This is a genomic window from Chryseobacterium sp. DZ-32, assembly GCF_059587025.1.
The window spans coordinates 292473-314011 of record NZ_JCAIOM010000003.1 but is presented as its reverse complement, the minus strand read 5'-3'; the positions used below and the strand labels follow the sequence as shown (position 1 = coordinate 314011).

17 protein-coding genes and 1 riboswitch are annotated in these 21539 nt (G+C 37.4%); of the genes, 3 read left to right on the top strand and 14 right to left on the bottom strand.

The features are described from left to right. Window positions 1–677: 677 nt before the first annotated feature. The 3 genes from cysS to folE form a co-directional block, all read right to left on the bottom strand. Window positions 678–2144 carry a cysteine--tRNA ligase gene (gene cysS, locus AC59HC_RS05240; protein WP_496558108.1) on the bottom strand — a complete coding sequence of 489 codons (1467 nt, stop codon included), beginning with the start codon at window positions 2142–2144 and terminating at the stop codon, window positions 678–680. A gap of 124 nt (window positions 2145–2268) precedes the next feature. Then, window positions 2269–2700 carry a DinB family protein gene (locus AC59HC_RS05235; protein WP_411414625.1) on the bottom strand — a complete coding sequence of 144 codons (432 nt, stop codon included), beginning with the start codon at window positions 2698–2700 and terminating at the stop codon, window positions 2269–2271. Between the two features lie 6 nt (window positions 2701–2706). Further along, a complete protein-coding gene (gene folE, locus AC59HC_RS05230; RefSeq protein WP_002983392.1) occupies window positions 2707–3372 on the bottom strand; it encodes a GTP cyclohydrolase I FolE in 666 nt (221 codons plus the stop codon). A gap of 102 nt (window positions 3373–3474) precedes the next feature. On the opposite strand from folE, the gene AC59HC_RS05225 reads away from it, so the two are divergent. Then, window positions 3475–4626, top strand: coding sequence for a hypothetical protein (locus tag AC59HC_RS05225; RefSeq protein WP_429816831.1), 1152 nt, complete (start codon window positions 3475–3477; stop codon window positions 4624–4626). Window positions 4627–4714: 88 nt separating this feature from the next. Next, window positions 4715–5422 (top strand): hypothetical protein, encoded by a 708-nt coding sequence (locus AC59HC_RS05220; protein WP_429816834.1) that lies wholly within the window; start codon window positions 4715–4717, stop codon window positions 5420–5422. Window positions 5423–5474: 52 nt separating this feature from the next. Here the strand turns inward: AC59HC_RS05220 and metF are convergent, their stop codons facing one another. The 7 genes from metF to AC59HC_RS05185 form a co-directional block, all read right to left on the bottom strand. Then, on the bottom strand, window positions 5475–6434 hold the full coding sequence (gene metF, locus AC59HC_RS05215) for a methylenetetrahydrofolate reductase [NAD(P)H] (protein ID WP_120232631.1): 960 nt from the start codon (window positions 6432–6434) through the stop codon (window positions 5475–5477). 7 nt (window positions 6435–6441) lie between these two features. Next, window positions 6442–9102, bottom strand: a complete 2661-nt coding sequence (gene metH / locus AC59HC_RS05210) for a methionine synthase (protein ID WP_120232630.1) — start codon at window positions 9100–9102, stop codon at window positions 6442–6444. A 1-nt stretch (window position 9103) separates the two neighbouring features. Further along, entirely contained in the window at window positions 9104–10195 is a 1092-nt protein-coding gene (locus AC59HC_RS05205) for a fatty acid desaturase family protein (protein ID WP_277693875.1), read from the bottom strand. Window positions 10196–10277: 82 nt separating this feature from the next. Further along, a complete protein-coding gene (locus AC59HC_RS05200) occupies window positions 10278–11288 on the bottom strand; it encodes a homocysteine S-methyltransferase family protein (protein WP_496558107.1) in 1011 nt (336 codons plus the stop codon). Window positions 11289–11324: 36 nt separating this feature from the next. After that, window positions 11325–12485: an O-succinylhomoserine sulfhydrylase gene (locus tag AC59HC_RS05195; protein WP_496558106.1), complete on the bottom strand. Its 1161-nt coding sequence runs from the start codon at window positions 12483–12485 to the stop codon at window positions 11325–11327. Between the two features lie 124 nt (window positions 12486–12609). After that, window positions 12610–14148, bottom strand: a complete 1539-nt coding sequence (locus AC59HC_RS05190; protein WP_496558105.1) for an ACT domain-containing protein — start codon at window positions 14146–14148, stop codon at window positions 12610–12612. 5 nt (window positions 14149–14153) lie between these two features. Continuing rightward, window positions 14154–15092, bottom strand: a complete 939-nt coding sequence (locus AC59HC_RS05185; protein ID WP_496558104.1) for an alpha/beta fold hydrolase — start codon at window positions 15090–15092, stop codon at window positions 14154–14156. A gap of 61 nt (window positions 15093–15153) precedes the next feature. Continuing rightward, window positions 15154–15260, bottom strand: a riboswitch (SAM riboswitch). A gap of 188 nt (window positions 15261–15448) precedes the next feature. On the opposite strand from AC59HC_RS05185, the gene AC59HC_RS05180 reads away from it, so the two are divergent. Next, entirely contained in the window at window positions 15449–18064 is a 2616-nt protein-coding gene (locus AC59HC_RS05180; protein ID WP_202840788.1) for an MGH1-like glycoside hydrolase domain-containing protein, read from the top strand. 77 nt (window positions 18065–18141) lie between these two features. Here the strand turns inward: AC59HC_RS05180 and AC59HC_RS05175 are convergent, their stop codons facing one another. The 4 genes from AC59HC_RS05175 to AC59HC_RS05160 form a co-directional block, all read right to left on the bottom strand. Continuing rightward, on the bottom strand, window positions 18142–18561 hold the full coding sequence (locus AC59HC_RS05175) for an OsmC family protein (protein ID WP_202840790.1): 420 nt from the start codon (window positions 18559–18561) through the stop codon (window positions 18142–18144). 34 nt (window positions 18562–18595) lie between these two features. Then, window positions 18596–19918: a DUF58 domain-containing protein gene (locus tag AC59HC_RS05170; protein WP_202840792.1), complete on the bottom strand. Its 1323-nt coding sequence runs from the start codon at window positions 19916–19918 to the stop codon at window positions 18596–18598. Between the two features lie 85 nt (window positions 19919–20003). After that, window positions 20004–20354, bottom strand: coding sequence for a four helix bundle protein (locus AC59HC_RS05165; RefSeq protein ID WP_395972373.1), 351 nt, complete (start codon window positions 20352–20354; stop codon window positions 20004–20006). 79 nt (window positions 20355–20433) lie between these two features. Then, on the bottom strand, window positions 20434–21465 hold the full coding sequence (locus AC59HC_RS05160) for an AAA family ATPase (protein WP_482399012.1): 1032 nt from the start codon (window positions 21463–21465) through the stop codon (window positions 20434–20436). Window positions 21466–21539 lie beyond the last annotated feature (74 nt).

The window sequence follows — 21539 nt, the reverse complement described above, 5'->3', positions numbered from 1 at the left end:
TAAATTTTACATTACAGTGATATTTATTCCTAAAGGACTGGAAGGCAGGGAGAAAAATTTTAAACATTTGTTTGGAATGGAAGGAAGGAGTTGGAGTGTGGGAGGGTTTGAGGGTGAGAGAGCGTGAGAAGGGAGGGATTCGAGATTCGAGATGCGGGATACGGGGAGCGAAGTGCAAGGATGAGTGGTTTCGGGATGATTGTAATATACTATATATAATAAAGGGATAAGTTAGGCGAAAGCTCGTTCCTATTGAATGGTTTTTATTTTTTACCGCGGATGACACAGATTGACACGGATCATGATGGATATTTTATATATGAACTTGTTTTCATTGGGCCAAATTATTACTTATTACTTATATCCTACCCTCCTTCCCTAGCCCTGATAGGAATGGTTACCCCACAGCATGGGTTGGGGAGTGGGTGGGACTGAGCGTGGGAGTGCGCTGGCGCGAGGAGTATGAATGGATAGCAGGAAACAGCTCCTGAAAAAGTTGGAAAGTTTGGGAGCCTAGAGTTGTAGGGTGAAAAAGTTTAAGTGTATGGGAGAAGAGAGAATAAAAAAGAGGAATATGAAATTCTAATGGATTTTCTGCTGTATTAAAAAAAAACATTCCGTAAGAATCCTGTACATAAGGGACTCCTACGGAATGGGGATAAAACGAAGTTATATTTCTAGTTCAGAACGTATGATGTTCCGTCTCTTCCGTCTTTTAATTCGATACCTTCTGCAAGCAGTTTATCTCTGATCTGGTCTGAAAGTTCGAAGTTTTTGGATTTTCTTGCCTGGTTTCTCAATTCGATCAAAACTTTTAAGGTCTGATCAAGTTTTTCATTGTTATTTTCTTCTACGGTCTGTAATCCCAGAACGTCGAAGATGAAAGCATTCAGTGTTGACTTTAAGTCTTCAAGATCTTCTGTTGTAATTGTTTCTTTACCATCTTTCAGCGCAAAGATATATTTCACCGCTTCAAACAGGTGGGCAATCAGGATTGGCGAATTAAAATCATCTGTTAATGCTTCATAGGCTTTATTTTTCCATTCTTTCAGGCTAAAACCGGATTGTTTTGAATCATCAGGGGTAATAGAAGCCAATACTTTCACAGCTTCCATTAATTTGATAAATCCTTTTTCGCTTGCTATCATGGCATCGTTTGAAATATCCAGAACGCTTCGGTAGTGCGCCTGCAGGAAGCAGAAGCGTACAATTGAAGGGTGGAACGGTTTTTCAAAGAAGTCGTTATCTCCTGTCACCAGCTGCATTGGCAGAATATAGTTTCCTGTAGATTTGCTCATACGCTGAGAATTCATCGTCAGCATATTGGCGTGCATCCAGTAATTTACCGGTGCAGCATCGTTGCAGGCTTTCCCTTGTGCAATTTCACATTCGTGGTGAGGGAATTTTAGGTCCATTCCTCCTCCATGGATATCGAATGTTTCACCCAGATATTTTGTACTCATTGCAGTACATTCAAGGTGCCATCCCGGGAAACCTTCTCCCCAAGGGGAATTCCATCTCATGATGTGAGCCGGAGAGGCTTTTTTCCACAATGCAAAATCCTGAGGGTTTTTCTTTTCACCCTGTCCGTCAAGGTCTCTGGTATTGGCGAAAAGCTCTTCTATGTTACGTTTTGAAAGCTCACCATAATTCAGCCCTCTTTTATTGTACTCCAAAACATCAAAATACACTGAACCGTTGCTTTCGTAAGCAAATCCTCTTTCAATTAGTTTTTGAGTTAACTCGATCTGCTCTACAATATGTCCTGTAGCAGTAGGTTCGATGTTTGGAGGAAGTAAGTTGAACATATCCAGGACTTTGTGAAAGTCTACGGTGTATTTCTGTACAATTTCCATAGGCTCCAGCTTTTCAAGTCTGGTTTGTTTTACGAATCTGTCGTTATCTACATTTCCATCATCGGTAAGGTGTCCTGCGTCGGTAATATTTCTCACATACCTTACTTTGTATCCCAAATGCATCAGGGTACGGTAGATAAAATCGAAAGAAAGGAAAGTTCTTACATTTCCCAAATGTACATTGCTGTACACGGTAGGTCCGCAGACATACATTCCGACATTTCCTTCCAAGATAGGTTTGAATATTTCTTTTTCCGCTGTAAGGGAGTTATATAATTTTAATTGCATTTATTTTTAAGTTAAAGATTTAATGATTTTAAAGATTCAAAATTGAGTTAAAAAATACTTTTGTCACAACAAATAATTGTCGTGATAAAAATCTTATCTGAAACTTTTTTAAATTTTATCATAATTAAATCGCTTTTAAATGATGATGCAGATGATCTACATAATCATTGATAATAAACTCCAACGTATAAACCTGCGGTTCTGTTTTGCTAGTATCACAGGTTCTTTGTAATGCTTCATCCGGGATATTTTCTACAATATGAACAATCTGATAGTTCAAGGATTTCCACAGATCAATAAGATCTGAAACAGGAACATTCTGATAGTTCTGAGCTTTCACCCAAAAGTTCTGATCATAAACGATATTCTCGTTCTCTTTGTATTGGGTTACAACAAATCTACGGATATTCGTTAAAGCACTGTCACAAAGATGGCCAATAATTTCTTTTTTGGACCATTTTTCCGGTGCATTTTTGTAATTCCATTCGTCTTCAGAAATTGTCTGGAATCTCTGGAGCTCTGCATCAATAATATTTTTAAGGATCTGGTAGTTCATTGTTTATTAATCAAGCTTTGCATGACTTCCTACGTAATGTAAGAATTCCTGTCTTGTGATAGGGTTTGTTCTGAAAATACCACTGAGTTCCGCAGTAATTGTGGAGCTTGCTGTATCTTTTATTCCTCTGCAGTTGACACAAAGGTGTTTTGCATCAATAATGCAGGCTACATCTTTCGTTCCCAAAGCTTCTTTCAATGCGTCTACAATCTGCATGGTAAGCCTTTCCTGAACCTGTGGTCTTTTCGCGTAATAATCAACAATTCTGTTAATTTTTGAAAGACCAATTACTTCGCCATTGGAAATATAAGCAACATGGGCTCTCCCTATGATGGGTAAAAAGTGGTGCTCGCAAAAAGAGTATACCGTGATATCCTTTTCCACCAGCATCTGGCGGTATTTGTATTTGTTGGAGAAAGTGGAGATTCCTGGTTTATTTTCAGGAAGAAGTCCTCCGAAAATCTCGTTCACATACATTTTGGCAACACGTCTTGGAGAATCCTTCAGAGAGTCATCTGTCATATCCAATCCCAACGTTTCCATAATCTCACCAAAAAGCTCAGTAATTTTTTCAATTTTTTCCTGTGGCGATTTATCAAAAGCATCTTCCCTTATAGGCGTATGTTCTTTTCCAGTGAAAATATCATCGTCGTTATCAGTAAAATCAACCATTTTTATTTAATTTGCAGCAAAAATACGGATAATATCTGTTCATCTATATTCAATTAGGGTGAAAAACATTATCTTTTATAACCAGCTCAGATTAAAAAGCCTATGATTATTGTCGAAGAAGTACAAAACCAACTCCATAAAAGGGAATTTCTGGAATTCCCGGCCCGTCTTTATGAACACGACAAAAATTATATCCGCCCTTTAGATAAACATATTGAGGAGATTTTTGATCCTGCCAAGAATAAATTCTTCAAAAACGGAGAATGTAAAAGGTTTCTGTTTAAAAGAAATGGTAACACCGTTGGGAAAGTAGCTGTTTTTGTGAACGGCTGTTATGAACAGAAGCAGCCTACGGGAGGAATTGGATTTTTCGACTGTATTAATGATCAGGAAACTGCCAATTTTATTTTTGACCATTGTAAAAACTGGCTTCAAATAAAAGGGATTGAAGCAATGGACGGACCTATCAATTTTGGGGAACGGGATAAATTCTGGGGGCTTTTAATTGAAGGTTTTATCGAGCCTTTATTTGGAATGAACTACAATTTCCCTTATTACAAAGATCTTTTTGAAAATTATGGTTTTCAGATTTATTTTGAACAGCTATGTTTTACCAGACCTGTTTTTGCGGAAGTGTCGAGGATCTTTACCATTGCGCATGAAAAGAACAGAAGAAACCCTGCGATCTCAGCACAACCTATGAAAAAGAATAATCTGCCGAAGTTTGCAAAGGATTTTACAGAGATTTATAATAAAGCATGGGCATCTCATGGAGAAGGAAAGCATCTTGAAGAAGCAAAAGTTCTGAAGATGTTCAACACCATGAAACCTATCATTAATGAACATATCTCCTGGTTTGTCTACGAAAACGAAAAACCGATTGCGATGTGGATCAATATTCCTGATCTCAACCAGTGGTTTAAATACCTGAACGGGAAATTCGGGATTTTTCAAAAGCTTAAATTTTTGTTTTTAAAACGTTTTAAAAAGAATGAAAAAATGGTGGGGCTTGTTTTTGGTGTTGTCCCGGAATGGCAGAAGAAAGGCATAGACGGATATATGATCTGGGAAGGAACTCAACATTTAAGAAAACATACGGATTTTACCATTACGGAGCTTCAATGGATTGGTGATTTTAACCCTAAAATGATTAAGATTGCAGAAACTCTTGATACCACAGTAACGCGCAAGCTTGCTACTTACCGGTATTTGTTTGACAGGAGTAAGGAGTTTGAGACACACACAATACTATAGCTAAATACTTTAACAAAATTTCATCATTTTAAGAATAATAATCGTATTTTTGAAAATAACTTTTGAAAACTTTAATAAAACTAACAAAATGAGAAAAGTAATTATATGCGCCTTACTGGTTACTTCATGCATTGTATTTGCACAGGATTTTACTCCTGATAACTACTCATCCGGCTACTCAAGTACAATATCTGTAAACAGCCTCGGAGGAGATCACGCAGTATTCGGAGTACGATCAGAAAACTATGGGAGAGCATTAAAGTATGATGAAATAGCAGGTTCTCCTTATTACAATTCAGAGTTTCATCTTGCTAAAGTAGGTGAAAACTTTGAAAAAGTACCTGTAAGATACAATAGCTACAAGGATGAAGTAGAATTTCAGAAAGAAGGTAAACCTTTGGTCCTGCCTAAAGAAGAACAGTTTTCCAAAATTGAAATTTCATCGCCAAAAAGCACAATGGTATTATTAAAAACTGATGATGATCTGAGTGGTTATTTTTTTGAATTAGTTAATGGTAAAATTCCGCTTTTCAAAAAAATAAAGGTTAAATTTCAAGATGCCATCCCTGCAGCCAATTCATATGCAACTGATAAAGCGGCTTTTTTTAAAACATTAGACCCTGTTTACTATATCAAAACAGAATCAGGATATATTAAAAAACCGAAGAAAATAAAAGATATCACAGAGGCCTTCCCTGCAAAAAAGGATGAGATTGAAAACTTTGTAAAATCTAATAATATTAAAATCAACAAAGAAGAAGACCTCATCAAACTGGTTAAGTTCTTAAATCAATAAAAAAATAAACCCCTGTGAAATTTACAGGGGTTCCTTCATTTTGGTACTTTTATTAGAATAGCTCACCGGCTACTTTTTTGATGTTATCACTTTTTCCCATTGAGTAAAAGTGGAGAACAGGAACTCCAAAGTCCAAAAGTTCTTTACACTGAGCAATAGACCATTCTATTCCGATCTGTTTTACCGCTTCATTATTCTTTGCATTTTCCACCTCATTGATCAGTTCTTCAGGAAGATCTATTTTGAATACCTGTGGCAGGATTTTCAAGTGCTTCTTAGTGGCAATAGGTTTGATTCCCGGAATAATTGGAACCATTATTCCCATTTCTCTTGCTTTCTGAACGAATTCAATATACTTTTTATTGTCAAAAAACATCTGGGTAACGATATAATCTGCTCCGGCATCTACTTTTTGCTTCAGCCACTTCAGATCATAATTCATGGAGGGCGCTTCCATATGTTTTTCGGGATATCCAGCAACACCGATGCAGAATTTGTTCAGTTCATCACAAACCTGTTCTTCGTTATGAAGATATTTTCCCCTTCCCAGATCATTAATCTGGTTGACAAGATCCATTGCACTAGCGTGTCCTCCCTGAGTAGGTTCAAAATACTGATGTCCTTTCATGGCGTCCCCTCTTAAGGCCATTACATTATCTATCCCAAGATACATACAGTCTACCAGCAGATATTCTGTTTCTTCTTTTGTAAAACCTCCGCAAAGAAGATGTGGTACTGTATCAACATTGTATTTATGCTGGATGGCAGCACAAATCCCCAGTGTTCCGGGGCGCATTCTTGTAATACGACGCTCCATCAAACCATTTCCTTTGTCCAGATAAATGTATTCTTCTCTGGATGTGGTCACATCAATGAAAGGAGGTTTGAACTCCATCAACGGATCTATATTGGTATAAAGGTCTTCAATACCTATTCCCTTTTGTGGCGGAACAACTTCTAAGGAGAATAAAGTTTTTCCATTTGCGTTTTTAATGTGTTCTGTTATCTTCATGTCAATGTTAATCTGCTAAATTGGGTGACAACCATTTTTTCGCTTCCTGGATGCTACAACCTCTTCTTGCTGCATAATCTTCAAGCTGGTCTTCTGTTATTTTTCCTAATCCGAAATATTTGGCATGCGGGCTTCCGAAATAATATCCGGAAACAGATGCTGTAGGGAACATGGCAAGGCTTTCTGTAAGGAAAACCCCAGTATTCTCTTCTACTTTTAAAAGGTCCCAGATGGTTTTCTTTTCCAGATGGTCCGGGCAAGCCGGATAACCTGGGGCGGGACGGATTCCTTTATATTTTTCGGCAATCAATTCTTCATTGCTTAAGTTTTCCTGATTGGCATATCCCCAATATTCTGTTCTTACTTTTTTGTGCAAAAATTCTGCATAAGCTTCTGCAAAACGGTCTGCAAGAGCTTTTACCATGATGGAATTATAATCATCATTGGCTTTTTCGTATTCCGTGGACAGTTCATCGGTACCAAATCCGGTGGTTACACAGAAAGCTCCTACATAATCGGTTTTTCCTGAACTTTGAGGGGCGATAAAATCACTGAGTGCGAGATAGTCTTTTCCTTTTGATCTCTGAGCCTGCTGTCTTAAGGTTAAAAACTTTGCCTGCTCATTATTATTTTCATCAAAAATTAAAATATCATCGGATTCATTGGAATTGGCCTTAAAGATTCCGAAGATGGCTTTTGCGGTTAAAAGTTTCTCATCCAGAATTCTATTCAAAATGACCTGAGCATCTTTGAACAGTTCTTTTGCCTGAGCTCCTACCACCTCATCTTCTAAGATATTCGGGTATTTTCCGTGAAGATCCCAGCTTCTGAAAAACGGAGACCAGTCGATGAAAGGAAGAAGCTCTCTCAGATCCTGATTTTCAATTACTTTTATTCCGAGATTATTCGGTGTGAAAATTTCTTCATTTTCCCAGTCAATTTTAAATTGATTTTCCCTTGCTTCTTTAATGGAAACATAATCTTTATCCACCTGTCTGTTCAGAAACTTTTCTCTGAAATCAGAGTAGTCGTTCTTTAAATCCGAAACATATTCTTTATTTCTGTCACCCAGCAATGAGCTTACAACGTTTACCGCTCTTGAAGCATCATTTACGTGAACGACGGCATTTTTATATTTTAAATCGATTTTCACTGCGGTATGTGCTTTTGAAGTTGTAGCACCACCGATTAATAATGGAAAATCTAAATTTTGTCTTTCTAATTCTGAAGCGATGTACACCATTTCATCCAAACTTGGGGTAATCAGTCCGCTTAGCCCAATAACATCTACTTTTTCTTCAATGGCAGTCTGAATAATCTTTTCGGCAGGAACCATTACTCCAAGGTCAACAATTTCATAGTTGTTACAACCTAAAACAACACTCACAATGTTTTTGCCGATATCATGAACATCTCCTTTTACCGTTGCCATTAAGATTTTTCCGTTAGCAGGTTTTGTTCCGTCTTTTTCTGCTTCAATGAAAGGCTGTAAATAAGCTACTGCCTTTTTCATTACCCTTGCGGATTTTACAACCTGTGGAAGGAACATTTTACCGCTTCCGAATAAATCTCCTACGACTCCCATTCCGGTCATTAAATTCACTTCGATAACATGTAGCGGTCTTTCTGCCAATTGTCTTGCTTCTTCTACATCTTCTTCAATAAAACGGTCGATTCCTTTTACCAAAGCATGGGTAATCCTTTCCTGCAATGGATTGTTTCTCCATTCTAAGTCTTCAGTTTTTTCTTTTTTAACTGATTTATGCTTTTCGGAATAGTCGAGAAGTCTTTCTGTAGCATCTTCTCTTTTATCCAGGATGACATCTTCTACAAGCTCCAGCAATTCTTTATTAATTTCATCATAAACCTCCAGCATAGCCGGATTTACAATACCGATGTTCATTCCTGCCTGAATCGCATGGTACAGGAATACAGAGTGCATGGCTTCTCTCACCGTATCATTTCCACGGAAAGAGAAAGAAACATTACTCACGCCTCCACTCACGGATGCGTAAGGAAGGTTTTGTCTTACCCAGCGTGTCGCTTCAATAAAATCGATGGCATTTCTTCTGTGCTCATCCATTCCAGTTGCTACCGGAAAGATATTTAAGTCAAAAATGATATCTTCTGCGGGGAAGCCAATCTGGTTCACCAAAATATCATAGGAACGTTTTGAAATTTCAATTCTTCGTTCAAAACTGTCTGCCTGTCCTACCTCATCAAATGCCATTACAATGACAGCTGCACCATACCTTTTGATAGCCTTGGCATGTTTGATAAATTCTTCCTCGCCTTCTTTTAAGCTAATGGAATTCACGACACATTTTCCCTGAGCTACCTGAAGACCTGCTTCAAGGATCTCCCATTTGGAAGAATCTACCATAATCGGGATTCTTGCAATATCCGGTTCAGAGGCAATTAAGTTCAGGAATTTGATCATCGATGCTTTTCCATCGATCAACCCATCATCAAAGTTAACATCCAGAATCTGGGCACCTCCTTCTACCTGATGGCGGGCAATATCTAAGGCTTCTGAGAATTTCTCCTCTTTAATCAGTCTTAAAAACTTTTTGGATCCGGCAACATTTGTTCTTTCACCAACGTTGATGAAATTACTTTCCGGGGTTATGATAAGAGGCTCGAGGCCTGATAATCTTAAATACTTCATTTTATTCTTCTAAAATATAGTAGGCATTATTGGCATTCTGCTTCAATAAATCCCTATGCTTACTTAAAGCTGTAATCAGCGGAAATCTTTTGTATGCTAAACCATGTTCTTTAGCAAATTCTTCAATCTCCTCTGTAATTTCATTATAATACATATAACTGTAATTGGGAAACAGATGGTGAGCAACATGAAAATTGAAATTTCCCAACACATTTCTTACAAACCAGTTATTTTCTTTGAGATCATTGGTTACTTCCAGCTGGTGGCGAAGCCAGCTAAACGGCAGACCATTCTCTTTATTTAATTTTGGAAAGGCATTATCAGGAAGCGGATGCAAAGGCAGTAACACAAACAATGCAAAAATACTTGCTGATATCACCTGTAAAAACCACGCTCCTAAAGCCAATCCTATTGATACTTTAAAGAACACTACAGGAACAACGATCTGATAAAAGAAATAGAACAGCTTATAGCTTATCATTTTTACTTTTTCAATGGTGGGTATCTTTCCCTGGGTTTTTAAAATCACCCTTTCTTTATCAAAAAAGTCTCTGAAGTCTCTTATAAACATCCAGTTGAACAAATACAACGGATAGACTAAAAAGAAAAACTTGTCCTGATACTTCTGTACTCCTTTCGCTTTAATCCACGGTACAATTAAAAGCAGTCCGCTCTGCTCGATATCCGTATCCCATCCATCTACGTTCGGATAGGCGTGATGGCTTGCGATATGTCTTTTTTTCCAGATATATGAATTGGCGCCTACAAAATCAAAAATGTGAAGAACCAGCCCGTTTAATCTTTTACTTTTATAAATATTGTTATGGGCCGCTTCGTGGATTAAGTTTAAATAAATCAAAACCAGAGAAATTCCCATTAAAACAAAACTCAGAATATAGATCCAATGCTTTTCGGCATTAAGAACAGCGAGAAAATATAAACCAATATAGACCAATGGCAGGATGACTGCTTTGATCTGAATGTAGATATCTCTGTTTTCAGAAATGGCTTCTACTCTTTGGTTCACTTTCTTTCTCAGCTCATTAAATAATCTGACATCCTCGGAATCTTTTAAGTAAATTGGCTTTTCCATATTTATAACTTTGTGGTTTACTTAAAGTTAATATTAATATTTCAGCCTTTATTCTTGATTTTAATTAAAAAAATCTATCAAATCATACAAATTTCTTCAATTTCCTTGGCTCATATTTTTCTACCAGATCAGCAATCGCTTTAATATGTTCAGGCGTTGTACCACAGCATCCTCCTATAATATTGATTAATCCTTTCTCTACATATTCTTTGATCTGCCTTGCCATATCTTCCGGAGTTTCGTCATATTTTCCAAAAGCATTCGGTAAACCGGCATTCGGATATGCTGAAACATAGAATTCTGAATTATGAGCCAGTGTTTCAAGATAAGGAGTCAGCTGATCTGCTCCCAATGCACAGTTGAAACCTACACTTAATAAATTCAGGTGGGAAACTGAGATCAGAAAAGCTTCTGCGGTCTGTCCACTCAATGTTCTTCCTGAAGCATCTGTAATAGTTCCTGAAACCATAATTGGAATCTTAATTCCTCTTTCATCCTGAAGTTCATCAATCGCAAATAAAGCTGCTTTCGCATTCAGTGTATCAAAGATGGTTTCTACCAGAAGAATATCTGAACCTCCATCCAGCAGCGCTTCACATTGCTGCTTGTATGCTACTCTCAATTCTTCAAAGGTGATGGCTCTGTATCCCGGATCATTTACATCCGGACTTAAGCTTGCGGTTCTGTTGGTAGGTCCGATAGATCCTGCGACGAATCTCGGTTTATCCGGATTTTTTGCTGTATACTCGTCACAGACTTTTCTTGCAATTTTTGCTGACTCATAGTTCAGGTCGTATACCAGATCTTCCATATGATAATCTGCCATGGCAATAGTAGTTCCAGAGAACGTATTGGTTTCAATAATGTCCGCTCCTGCTTCAAGATATTTCCTGTGGACTTCTTCAATAGCCTGAGGTTGCGTCAGAGAAAGCAGGTCATTATTTCCTTTTACCGGATGTTCCCAATCTTTGAAACGCTCTCCGCGGTAGTCTTCTTCTTCAAATTTGTATCTCTGGAGCATTGTTCCCATTGCTCCGTCAAGAATTAAAATTCTTTCGGATAAAGCTTTATATAATTGTTCTGAATTTTTCATTTTATCGATTTTAGGTAAAGCCTGCAGCTGTTTGAATTAATCCAAAGCTTGTTTTAAATCTGCAATGATATCATCCACATTTTCCAATCCTACTGAACAACGTACCAGTCCTGCAGTAATTCCTACTTCATTTCTTTCCTCGTCTGATAATTTGGAATGCGTTGTAGAAGCCGGATGCGTAACGATCGTTCTTGTATCACCTAAGTTGGCAGACAATGAACACATTTGTATCTTATCTAAAAAGTTTCTTCCTCCTTCTATTCCCCCTTTTATTTCAAAGGCCACAATATTTCCTCCGAGTTTCATCTGCTTTTTGGCGACTTCATAACCAGGATGGGATTTCAGGAATGGATATTTTACCAGTTCAACATTTGGATGACTTTCTAAAAACTCAGCTACCTTCAATGCATTCTCACAATGCTTTTCTACACGGATAGCCAGTGTTTCCAGACTTTTTGATAATACCCAGGCGTTGAAAGGAGACAATGCAGGCCCTGTATTTCTTGCGAAAAGATAAATTTCTCTGATCAGGTCTTCTTTTCCTACTGCGATTCCTCCTAAAACTCTCCCCTGTCCGTCAATCAGTTTCGTTGCTGAGTGTACCACAATATCTGCACCATATTTGATGGGCTGCTGAAGATAAGGTGTTGCAAAACAATTATCTACAATAAATATAAGATTATGCTTTTTGGCGATCTGACCGAAAAACTCTAGATCAAGAATTTCAATAGCGGGATTGGTAGGTGTTTCAAGATATAAGATCTTTGTATTGGGCTTAATATATTGTTCTACATTCTCTGCATCTTCTGCTTTGAAGTAAGAGGTTTCAATATTCCATTTCGGGAAGTATTTGGTAAACAACGTATGGGTAGACCCGAATACTGACTGGCAGCTTACGATATGATCTCCGGCATTCAATAATGTGGCAAATGTAGAATAGATGGCTGCCATTCCTGTTGCAAAGGCATATCCTGCTTCTGCACCTTCCATTTTAACGATCTTATCTGTAAATTCGGTTACGTTTGGATTAGAGAAACGGCTGTATAAATTTTTAGGTTTTTCTTCTGCAAAGCTTGCTCTCATATCCTCCGCATCCTGAAATATAAAGCTGGAGGTAAGATAGAGCGGCGTAGAATGCTCATCAAACTGAGTTCTTTCCGTCTGGGTTCTTATTGCTGATGTTTCAAAATTTTCCATATAGTTTTAATTAATTTACCAATATATCAGTCTAACAATGTACCAATTAAAATCTTCGCTTTGCTCAGAATAACGACACCAATTATTGGTAAACTGATACATTATTAGATTGTTATATTAAATATTATTTTGTTTCACTTACTCTTAAAATATCTCCGAATACTCCTCTTGCGGTTACCTTTGCACCAGCTCCGGCTCCCATAATCACGATTGGATTTTCTCCATAGCTTTCTGTGTAGATTTCAAAGATGGAGTCTGAACCTTTCAGTTGTCCCAATGCTGAAGTTGCAGGAACAGAAACCAGTTTTACATCCAGTTCACCTTTATCTTTCTGTAAATCTCCGTGCAGATCACCTACATATCTCAATACATGTCCCGGTTCCTGGTTTCCTTTTATTTTCTGATATTCTTCGTCCAGTTCTTCCAGCCTTGAAAGGAATTCTGATTTTGAAACTTCAAGAAGGCTTTCCGGAACAAGATTCTGAATATTAATATCTCCGAATTCGTTGATTAAGTCTAATTCTCTCGCCAGAATCAATAATTTTCTTGCTACATCGTTTCCTGATAAGTCTTCTCTCGGATCCGGTTCTGTATATCCTTTCTCCAAAGCTTCGTTGATAATGGTTGAGAATTTATCGTCCCTCAAAGAAAAATTATTGAACACATAACTCAATGTTCCTGAGAATACGCCTTTAATTCTTGTGATATTTTCTCCTGAAAGGTGTAATAACTTGATGGTATCAATTAACGGTAATCCTGCTCCCACATTGGTTTCATACAGGTAACGTCTGTTATTTTTATTCAACGTATATCTTAGTTTTCTGTATTCTTCAATTGGAAGGGTATTGAAAATTTTGTTGGAAGAAACCAGATCAAAACCGTTTTCTGCCAAAGCGTGATAGTTTTTAACAAAATCCTTGCTTGCGGTGTTATCCACAACGATCAGATTTTCCAGTTGGTTTTCGTTGGAGAAATTAATCAGTTCTTCAACATTTGACGGACGTTCTGCTGTTAAAACCTCATCCCCCCAATTGGCATCAAATCCTTTTTTGTTGAAGGCAATTTTCTTTGAGTTGGCTACTGCAACTACTTTAAGGTCTATTTTTTTACGTTTTTTAATTTCTTCTGCAGATTCAAGTACCTGTTCTATCAAGGTTTTTCCTACATTTCCATGGCCAATAATGGCCAGATGAACGGTTTTCGGTTTTTTGAAAATTTCAGATTCTATGATGTTTCTTGTTTTTTCATCCTGTGAAGACGTCACTACGATATTGACTCTGTTTTCTCCTGCTACCTGGTTCAAAAGCAATGGAAAAACATTATTTCTTGCCAGCTCAGCAAAGACTTTATTAAAATCTTCTGCTACAAAACCAATGACAGAAACATTATTGATACTATAGATCTGGGAAACTTTTCCTGACTTTCTTTCTGCTTCAAATTCATCGATAAGACAAGCCACTGCCTTCTCTGCATCATTTTCATGAACCAGGATAGAAATTCCGTTTTCTACGGCCTGCTGAGAGATTACTCCTACACTGATACGCGCCAAAGTAAGCGCTTTAAAAATTCGTCCGTCAATCCCGATTTCTCCCAGGAAATCTTCTCCTTCAAATTTAACGATTGATCTGTTCTTCAAAAATTTTATTTCGTTAGCATTTTTCATTACTTCTATAAAATGTTTTTAATGATATTATTTAATTGTTGATATTCCATTAGGAAGGCATCATGCCCGTGTATAGATTGGATCTCGTGATAAGAAACATCTTTATTTTTCTCTTTTAAGTTTTCAAAACACATTCGGATTTCAGAAGCCGGGAAAAATAAATCTGTATCTACGGAGATCATGTGCATTCGTGCCTGTATGTTCTCCAGTGCTGTATCAGCAGCATTTATATTCATCAAGAGATGATTCATCAATTTGTAAGCTTTTAAACTAAATCTTTCGTTTAGTGCATTACCATGATAAACCAGCCAGTCTTCTGATTCCAGGCGTTGTTTGTCCTGATTATATTGGTTTTGAAATCTGTCATTGAGCGACTGCGGTGTTCTGTAGCACAACATGGCATGAATTCTTGCTTTCTGTAATGGTTCTTCCTTATCATTTAATAAAAATTTCTGAACCAGACACTGTGCATGAAGCCAGTCGTGCGTTCTGTAATCGCAGGCAATAGGAATAAAAATCTCAGCAAGATCCGGCTGCTGGGCAAGCATTTCCCAGGCAATACCTCCTCCCAGAGAGCCTCCTATAATGGCATATAAATTTTTGATCTGTAAAACTTCAAGCCCTTTCAGAAATATCGCAGCGATATCTGAAGGAGTAAAGTCTTCATAATCTTCAATTAAAAAATCGTCATATCCGTTTCCTGGTATATTGAAGCACAGAACGGTATACTGATCGGTATCAACAATCTGATTTTTCCCTACCAGCTGTTTCCACCAGCCTTTTTCTCCGGATACATTTGAGTTTCCGGTGAGAGCATGGTTGATTAAGACAACAGGGGCTGTAAACAGATCTTTCCCAAAGAGCTGATAGCTCAACGGGATATGGTATTCCTTTTGGGAATGAGTTTGATAAGAAAGATTAATATAGTTTAGTTCTGTTTTCAATTCTATTAAATTTTAATACAATTGAAAATGCCACAGGAAATGGCTGAAAAAGAACTTCAGTGAGTTATCTGTCCAAAATTATTTGGTAGAACGTAGCACCTTCTTTGCTTGCGCAAAGGGTTGCTAAGGTTTCATAGGGTCTAATCCCTCAACCTTTCTTGATAACATTTTCAATATTTGAATGAACGAATGGTGCAAAGGTAGTTCTTTTCTTTTAATTTCAAAAAAAAATTATTTTAATATTTAAAAAAGCCCTTAAATACAAGTATTCCAAGAGTATATTAATAATTATTCAGATGAAAAAAATTGGAATTACTTCTCAAAAAAACTAACTTCGTATGGAAAAGTGATGAGATATGACCGCCGAAAAAGATAGATTACAAGATACCAAATGGAAAAACTGGGGACCTTATGTAAGCAACCGGCAGTGGGGAAATGTACGCGAAGATTATAGCCCGAACGGGAATGCCTGGAATTTTACCAACCATAATAATGCAGAAAGCTATGCCTACCGTTGGGGTGAAGAAGGTATTGCCGGAATTTCTGATGTAAAGCAGCTTTTATGTTTTGCTTTTTCGTTCTGGAACAAGAAAGACAAAATGGTAAAGGAACGATTCTTTGGTTTGAGCAATCCTCAGGGTAATCATGGGGAAGACATCAAAGAAATCTTTTATTATCTGGATAATACACCTACTCATAGTTATATGAAAATGGTTTATAAATATCCCATCAATGAATTTCCTTACGATGAACTTGTTGCAGAAAACGGAAGACGCAGTAAAAAGGAACCGGAATATGAAATTTTCGATACTGGAATTTTCGATAATGATGAATATTTTGATATTTTCATTGAATATTGCAAGGCCGATCACAATGATATTCTTGCCAGAGTAACGGTCTGTAACCGAAGTCAGCATGAAGCACCTATTCTGGTAGCGCCTACTGTATGGTTCAGAAACAACTGGAAATGGGGATACAACACCTATAAGGCAGAGCTTAATGCTTCTCATGACGGAAGTATCAATATTGGACACGACAGTATCTCCATTAAAAAACTTTATTCCCGAAATACCAATGCACAAAGCGTATTTTGTGATAATGAAACCAATACTTCTAAGCTTTACGGAGCTCCTGCAGGTGAAAATACATATTTCAAAGATGGCATCAATCATTTTATTACCCACCAGGCAAATACGATTAATCCCGCAAAGAAAGGGACAAAAGCTTCTTTCCTGATCGATGAGCTTATCGGAGCTGGAGAATCAAAGGTTTTTGATTTCAGATTATGTCCTGAGGAAAATGATAATCCTTTTGAAAACTTTGATGAAATTTTCAATACCCGGCAGGCTGAAGCTGAAGAGTTTTATCAGGAAATTCAGAATGATACCGTTAACGAAGATGAGAGAAATGTACAGAGACAGGCTTTTGCAGGACTTCTCTGGAATAAGCAGTTCTATCATTATAATATCGGAAAATGGCTGAAAGGTGATCCCAACTTTGAAGCCCCAAGAAATTTCAATGAATATGTAAGAAATACGGAATGGAATCATCTCCATAATAAGGATATTATTTCTATGCCCGATAAATGGGAATATCCATGGTATGCCACATGGGATCTGGCGTTTCATTGTGTTCCTTTTTCCATCATTGATGCGGAATTTGCCAAGGGACAGCTTTTACTTCTTACTAAGGAATGGTACATGCATCCCAATGGACAGCTTCCTGCCTATGAGTGGAATATGAGTGATGTGAATCCGCCGGTACACGCATGGTCTTGTTTCCGTGTTTTTAAAATTGATGAAAAAAATAACGGAAAACCGGATTTATTATTTTTAGAGAAAGTTTTCCAGAAACTGCTTCTTAATTTCACCTGGTGGGTGAACCGAAAGGATAAAAACGGAAAAAATATCTTTGGTGGAGGGTTTCTTGGTCTTGATAATATCGGAGCTTTTGACCGGAATATGGAACTAAAGGACGGACAGCATCTTGAACAGGCAGACGGAACCAGCTGGATGGCCATGTATGCATTGAATATGATGCGTATTGCAATGGAGCTTGCCCAGTATTATCAGGTATATGAAGATATGGCCATCAAGTTTTTTGAACATTATCTTTATATCGCTGAGGCTATGGAAAATCTTGGTGAAGGCACAAAAGGGCTTTGGAATGAAGAAGACGGATTTTTCTATGATGTATTGCAGCTTGGAAACGGAGACAGTGTTTCTTTGAGGTTAAGAAGTATTGTTGGTTTGATTCCTATGTTTGCTGTTGAAATTGTAGACCATCGCTTACTGGAAAAGATGCCGAATTTCAGGACCCGAATGGAGTGGATCTTAAAAAATAAACCGGAGCTTACCAAACTCGTTTCCCATTGGGACGAGGAAGGACACGGACGAAAACACCTTATGAGCATACTTCGTAAAAACAGACTGACAAAAGTTCTGACCAGAATGCTTGATGAAAATGAGTTCCTGAGTTCTTACGGAATACGTGCTATGTCTAAGGTATACGAAGAAAATCCGTTTGTATTCTCTGTACATGGGTCTGAAAATATGGTATACTATACGCCTGCAGAAAGTGACAGCAGAATGTTTGGCGGAAATAGCAACTGGCGCGGCCCCATCTGGTTTCCTATCAATTTCCTGATTGTTGAAAGCCTGCAGCGCTTCCATTATTATTATGGAAACAGTCTGAAAGTAGAATTCCCAACGGGAAGCGGTGATAAAAGAAACCTGGATGAAGTAGCCCAGAATATCAGCAAAAGACTCTGCTCAATATTTTTAAAGGATGAACATGGCCAAAGGGCGTTCAACGGAGGCAATCCCAAGTTCAATTATGATGAACACTTCAGAGATTATATTACGTTCTTTGAATATTTCCATGGTGATAACGGCCGTGGTGTGGGTGCTTCCCATCAAACAGGATGGACTGCTACTGTAGCGAAACTGATAAAGCCAAGACTCACCTTTTAATAAGCAATGAGTAATTGGTAATGAGTAATAATAAAAGCCGGATGAAACATCCGGCTTTTGTTATTTTATATAAGAGATTAAATTTTTTCTCCGTTCACATAGACTTCGTATCCGATTTCTACATTCGGTTCTAACGTTTTTGATACAGAGCAGTATTTTTCAAAAGAAAGTTCTGCAGCCTTTAATGCTTTTTTAGGATCAATTTCTCCTTCCAGAAGGAATTTTACGTTAATCGATTTAAATGGTTTTGCATCTTCTACCTGTACTCTTTCTCCTTCTACCTCTGCCTGAAAGCTTCTGATCTCCTGACGCTGCTTCTTTAAAATAGAAACTACATCAATTCCGCTGCAGCCTGCCACAGCCATCAGTACACTTTCCATTGGAGAAACTCCTTTAGCTCCCGGCTGGGAAGTATTATCCAAAAGAATAGAATTTCCCTGAGCATTGGTACATTCAAATAAAAAATCGTCGTTTATTCTGTTAAGTGTAATTTTCATTGCTTATTGCTTATTGCTTATTGCTTCTACAAAGTTATAAAATTCCTCTCGCTTTTATCTCCAGATATTTATTGATAACATCGATATTCAAATTTTCCGGAAGGGTATAAACGGTATAGATTCCATATTTACGGAGTTCCTGGATGATCAGTTTCTTTTCAAACTCAAATTTTTCTGCAATAATCTCGTCATAAATTTCCTGCATACTTTCAGGATTTTTGTTGATCAGCGTCTGCAATTCTGAATTTTTAAAGAATACCACGACCAGCAAATGGTTTTTTGCAATTCCGCGAAGATATTTCAGCTGCCGGTTTAGTCCGTCTAACGTTTCAAAATTGGTAAAAAGCAGAATTAAACTTCTCTGGTTGATGGAATATTTTACATCCTGATACAAACGGTTGAAATCACTTTCGAAGAAATCTGTTTTGATATTATAAAGAGCTTCAGAGATTTTTTTCAGCTGTCCGGATTTATTATCAGCAGCAATTTTATTTTCAGCTTTTTTGGAAAAGGTCATCATTCCGGCTCTGTCTCCTTTTCTCAAAATAATATGAGACAGCGCCATGGTTGCATTGATGGAATAATCCAGCAAGCTTAATTCGTTGAAAGGCATTTTCATGGTTCGTCCTTTATCAATCAGCATAAAGATACGCTGTGATTTTTCATCCTGAAACTGATTAACCATTAAACGATTTGTTTTCGAAGTTGCTTTCCAGTTGATCGTTCTGATATCATCTCCGGGTACATATTCTTTGATCTGCTCAAATTCCATGGTATGTCCCAACTTTCTGACTTTCTTGATTCCACCTAATAAAAATTCACTCTGAATAGCCATCAGTTCATATTTTCTGAGATGAATAAAAGAGGGATAGGCAGGAAGCATAGCATCTTTCTGGAAAATAAATCTTTTTGAAATCAGTCCTATTGGTGATGATGCGTACACATTCAATCCTCCGAAATGATATTCTCCCCTTTCTTTAGGCTCTAATGTGTATTGAAAAAATGTATTTGCTCCGGAAGTGATCTGTTTTTTGATCAGAAAATCTCTTTTCTGAAACTGAAACGGGATTTCATCAATAATTTTAGTGGCTATGGTAAAGTTGTAATTATTCTTGATGTCAATTTTTACAAAATTCTCATCTCCGTTAGACAGTTTTTCCGGCAGAATTCTTTGAACCTGCAATGCATTCTTTTGGTTGAAAAGCAACAGAAAATCTACCATTGCTGCCAAAAAACAAATCAGGAGTGCGATATGGGCTACCCACATCAGCACCGGAAAGAAAAATGCAAGGACATACAGAATCCCCACTCCGATGAGTGTAAAAAAGAAACGTGTATTGATGTATAAGTTTTTCATTGGTTAGGTGGCAGGTTGCAGATGATAGGTTACAGGTTACAGGTTTTGAGGATTATGTGAACGCACCATAGGTCTTACAGTTGTATTATTGTAATGAGTTAATGAGTCCGTTCAACATTTTGGATATTTCTATAATCTTTTCATTTAATTTTAAATGCTCATTTTCATTTAAAAATTTGAGATTTTTTGAAATAATTAATTGTGTTTCTACTTCCGCACAACTGCCTCTTGATATTTTTAAAAATTGCGCGTAATCAGGTTTGCTTCTCCTGGAGTTTCCCTCTGCAATATTGGAGGGTATAGAAACAGCAGCCCTTCTGATTTGTGATGGCAAGCCATAAATCTCATCCTTAGGAAAAGCTTCTGTAGTTCTGTAGATTTCAGTAACAAAATCAATAGATCTCTGCCAGACTAAAAGTTCTTTAAAATTTGCCATACATAATAATTTTGTAAATATTTAAACATTCACTCACAATCAACTGCTACCGGCTACCTACCATCTACTACCTATTGTTCTATCTCGGTATTTCTATTCCTTCTAAAATCTGACGGATAATTTCATCTGCGGTAAGACCTTCCATTTCTCTTTCCGGAGATACGATGACTCTGTGTCTTAATACGGCGTAGCTTGCTTCTTTAATATCTTCAGGAGTCACAAAGTCTCTACCTCTTAAAGCGGCAAATGACTTTGATGCCGTAAGAAGTGCCAATGAAGCTCGTGGTGAAGCTCCCAGATATAAGAATTGGTTTTCTCTGGTATTGATAATAATTTTAGCAATATATTCCATCAGCTGGCTTTCCACAATAATTTCTTTTACCAGATGCTGGTAGTTTTTCAATTGTTCAGCTGTGATCACGCGGTTGATTCCTTCTGTTTTATCTTCTTTTTTGCTTTCGTGCTGATTTTTAATGATCGCAATTTCCTGCTCAAGATCAGGATATCCTACATTGATTTTGAATAAAAAACGGTCCAGCTGCGCTTCCGGAAGCCTGTACGTTCCTTCATGTTCAATAGGGTTTTGTGTAGCGATCACCAGGAAAGGTTCCTCAAGGGTATATCGTGTACCGTCCATCGTGATCTGCCTTTCTTCCATGACTTCAAATAATGCAGACTGCGTTTTTGCCGGCGATCTGTTGATTTCATCAATCAGGATGAAATTGGAGAAGATAGGTCCTTTTTTAAATTCAAATTCTGAGTTTTTCACATTGAAAACGGATGTTCCCAAAATATCGGAAGGCATAAGATCCGGTGTAAACTGAATTCTGCTGAAACCTACGTCAATGGTTTTGGCTAATAGTTTTGCAGTGATTGTTTTTGCCACTCCCGGAACACCTTCAATCAAAACATGTCCGTTTGAAAGCAAAGCTGCCAAAAGATGTTCAATCATTTTCTCCTGCCCTACGATCACTTTTCCGATCTCAGATTTTACTTTTTCCAAACTTGCACGAAGTTCAATCATATCAATTCTCGACTGAAACTGCTCTTCCTGCTTATTAAAATTAATAGAGCTTGGGGTTTCTATGTTGGGGTTATCCAGGTTTTCCATAATAAAATTTTTATTTATCATTCTAACAATGTATCTCTTTGAATGGTGACAGCATTGAGCAAATCTACATTGTT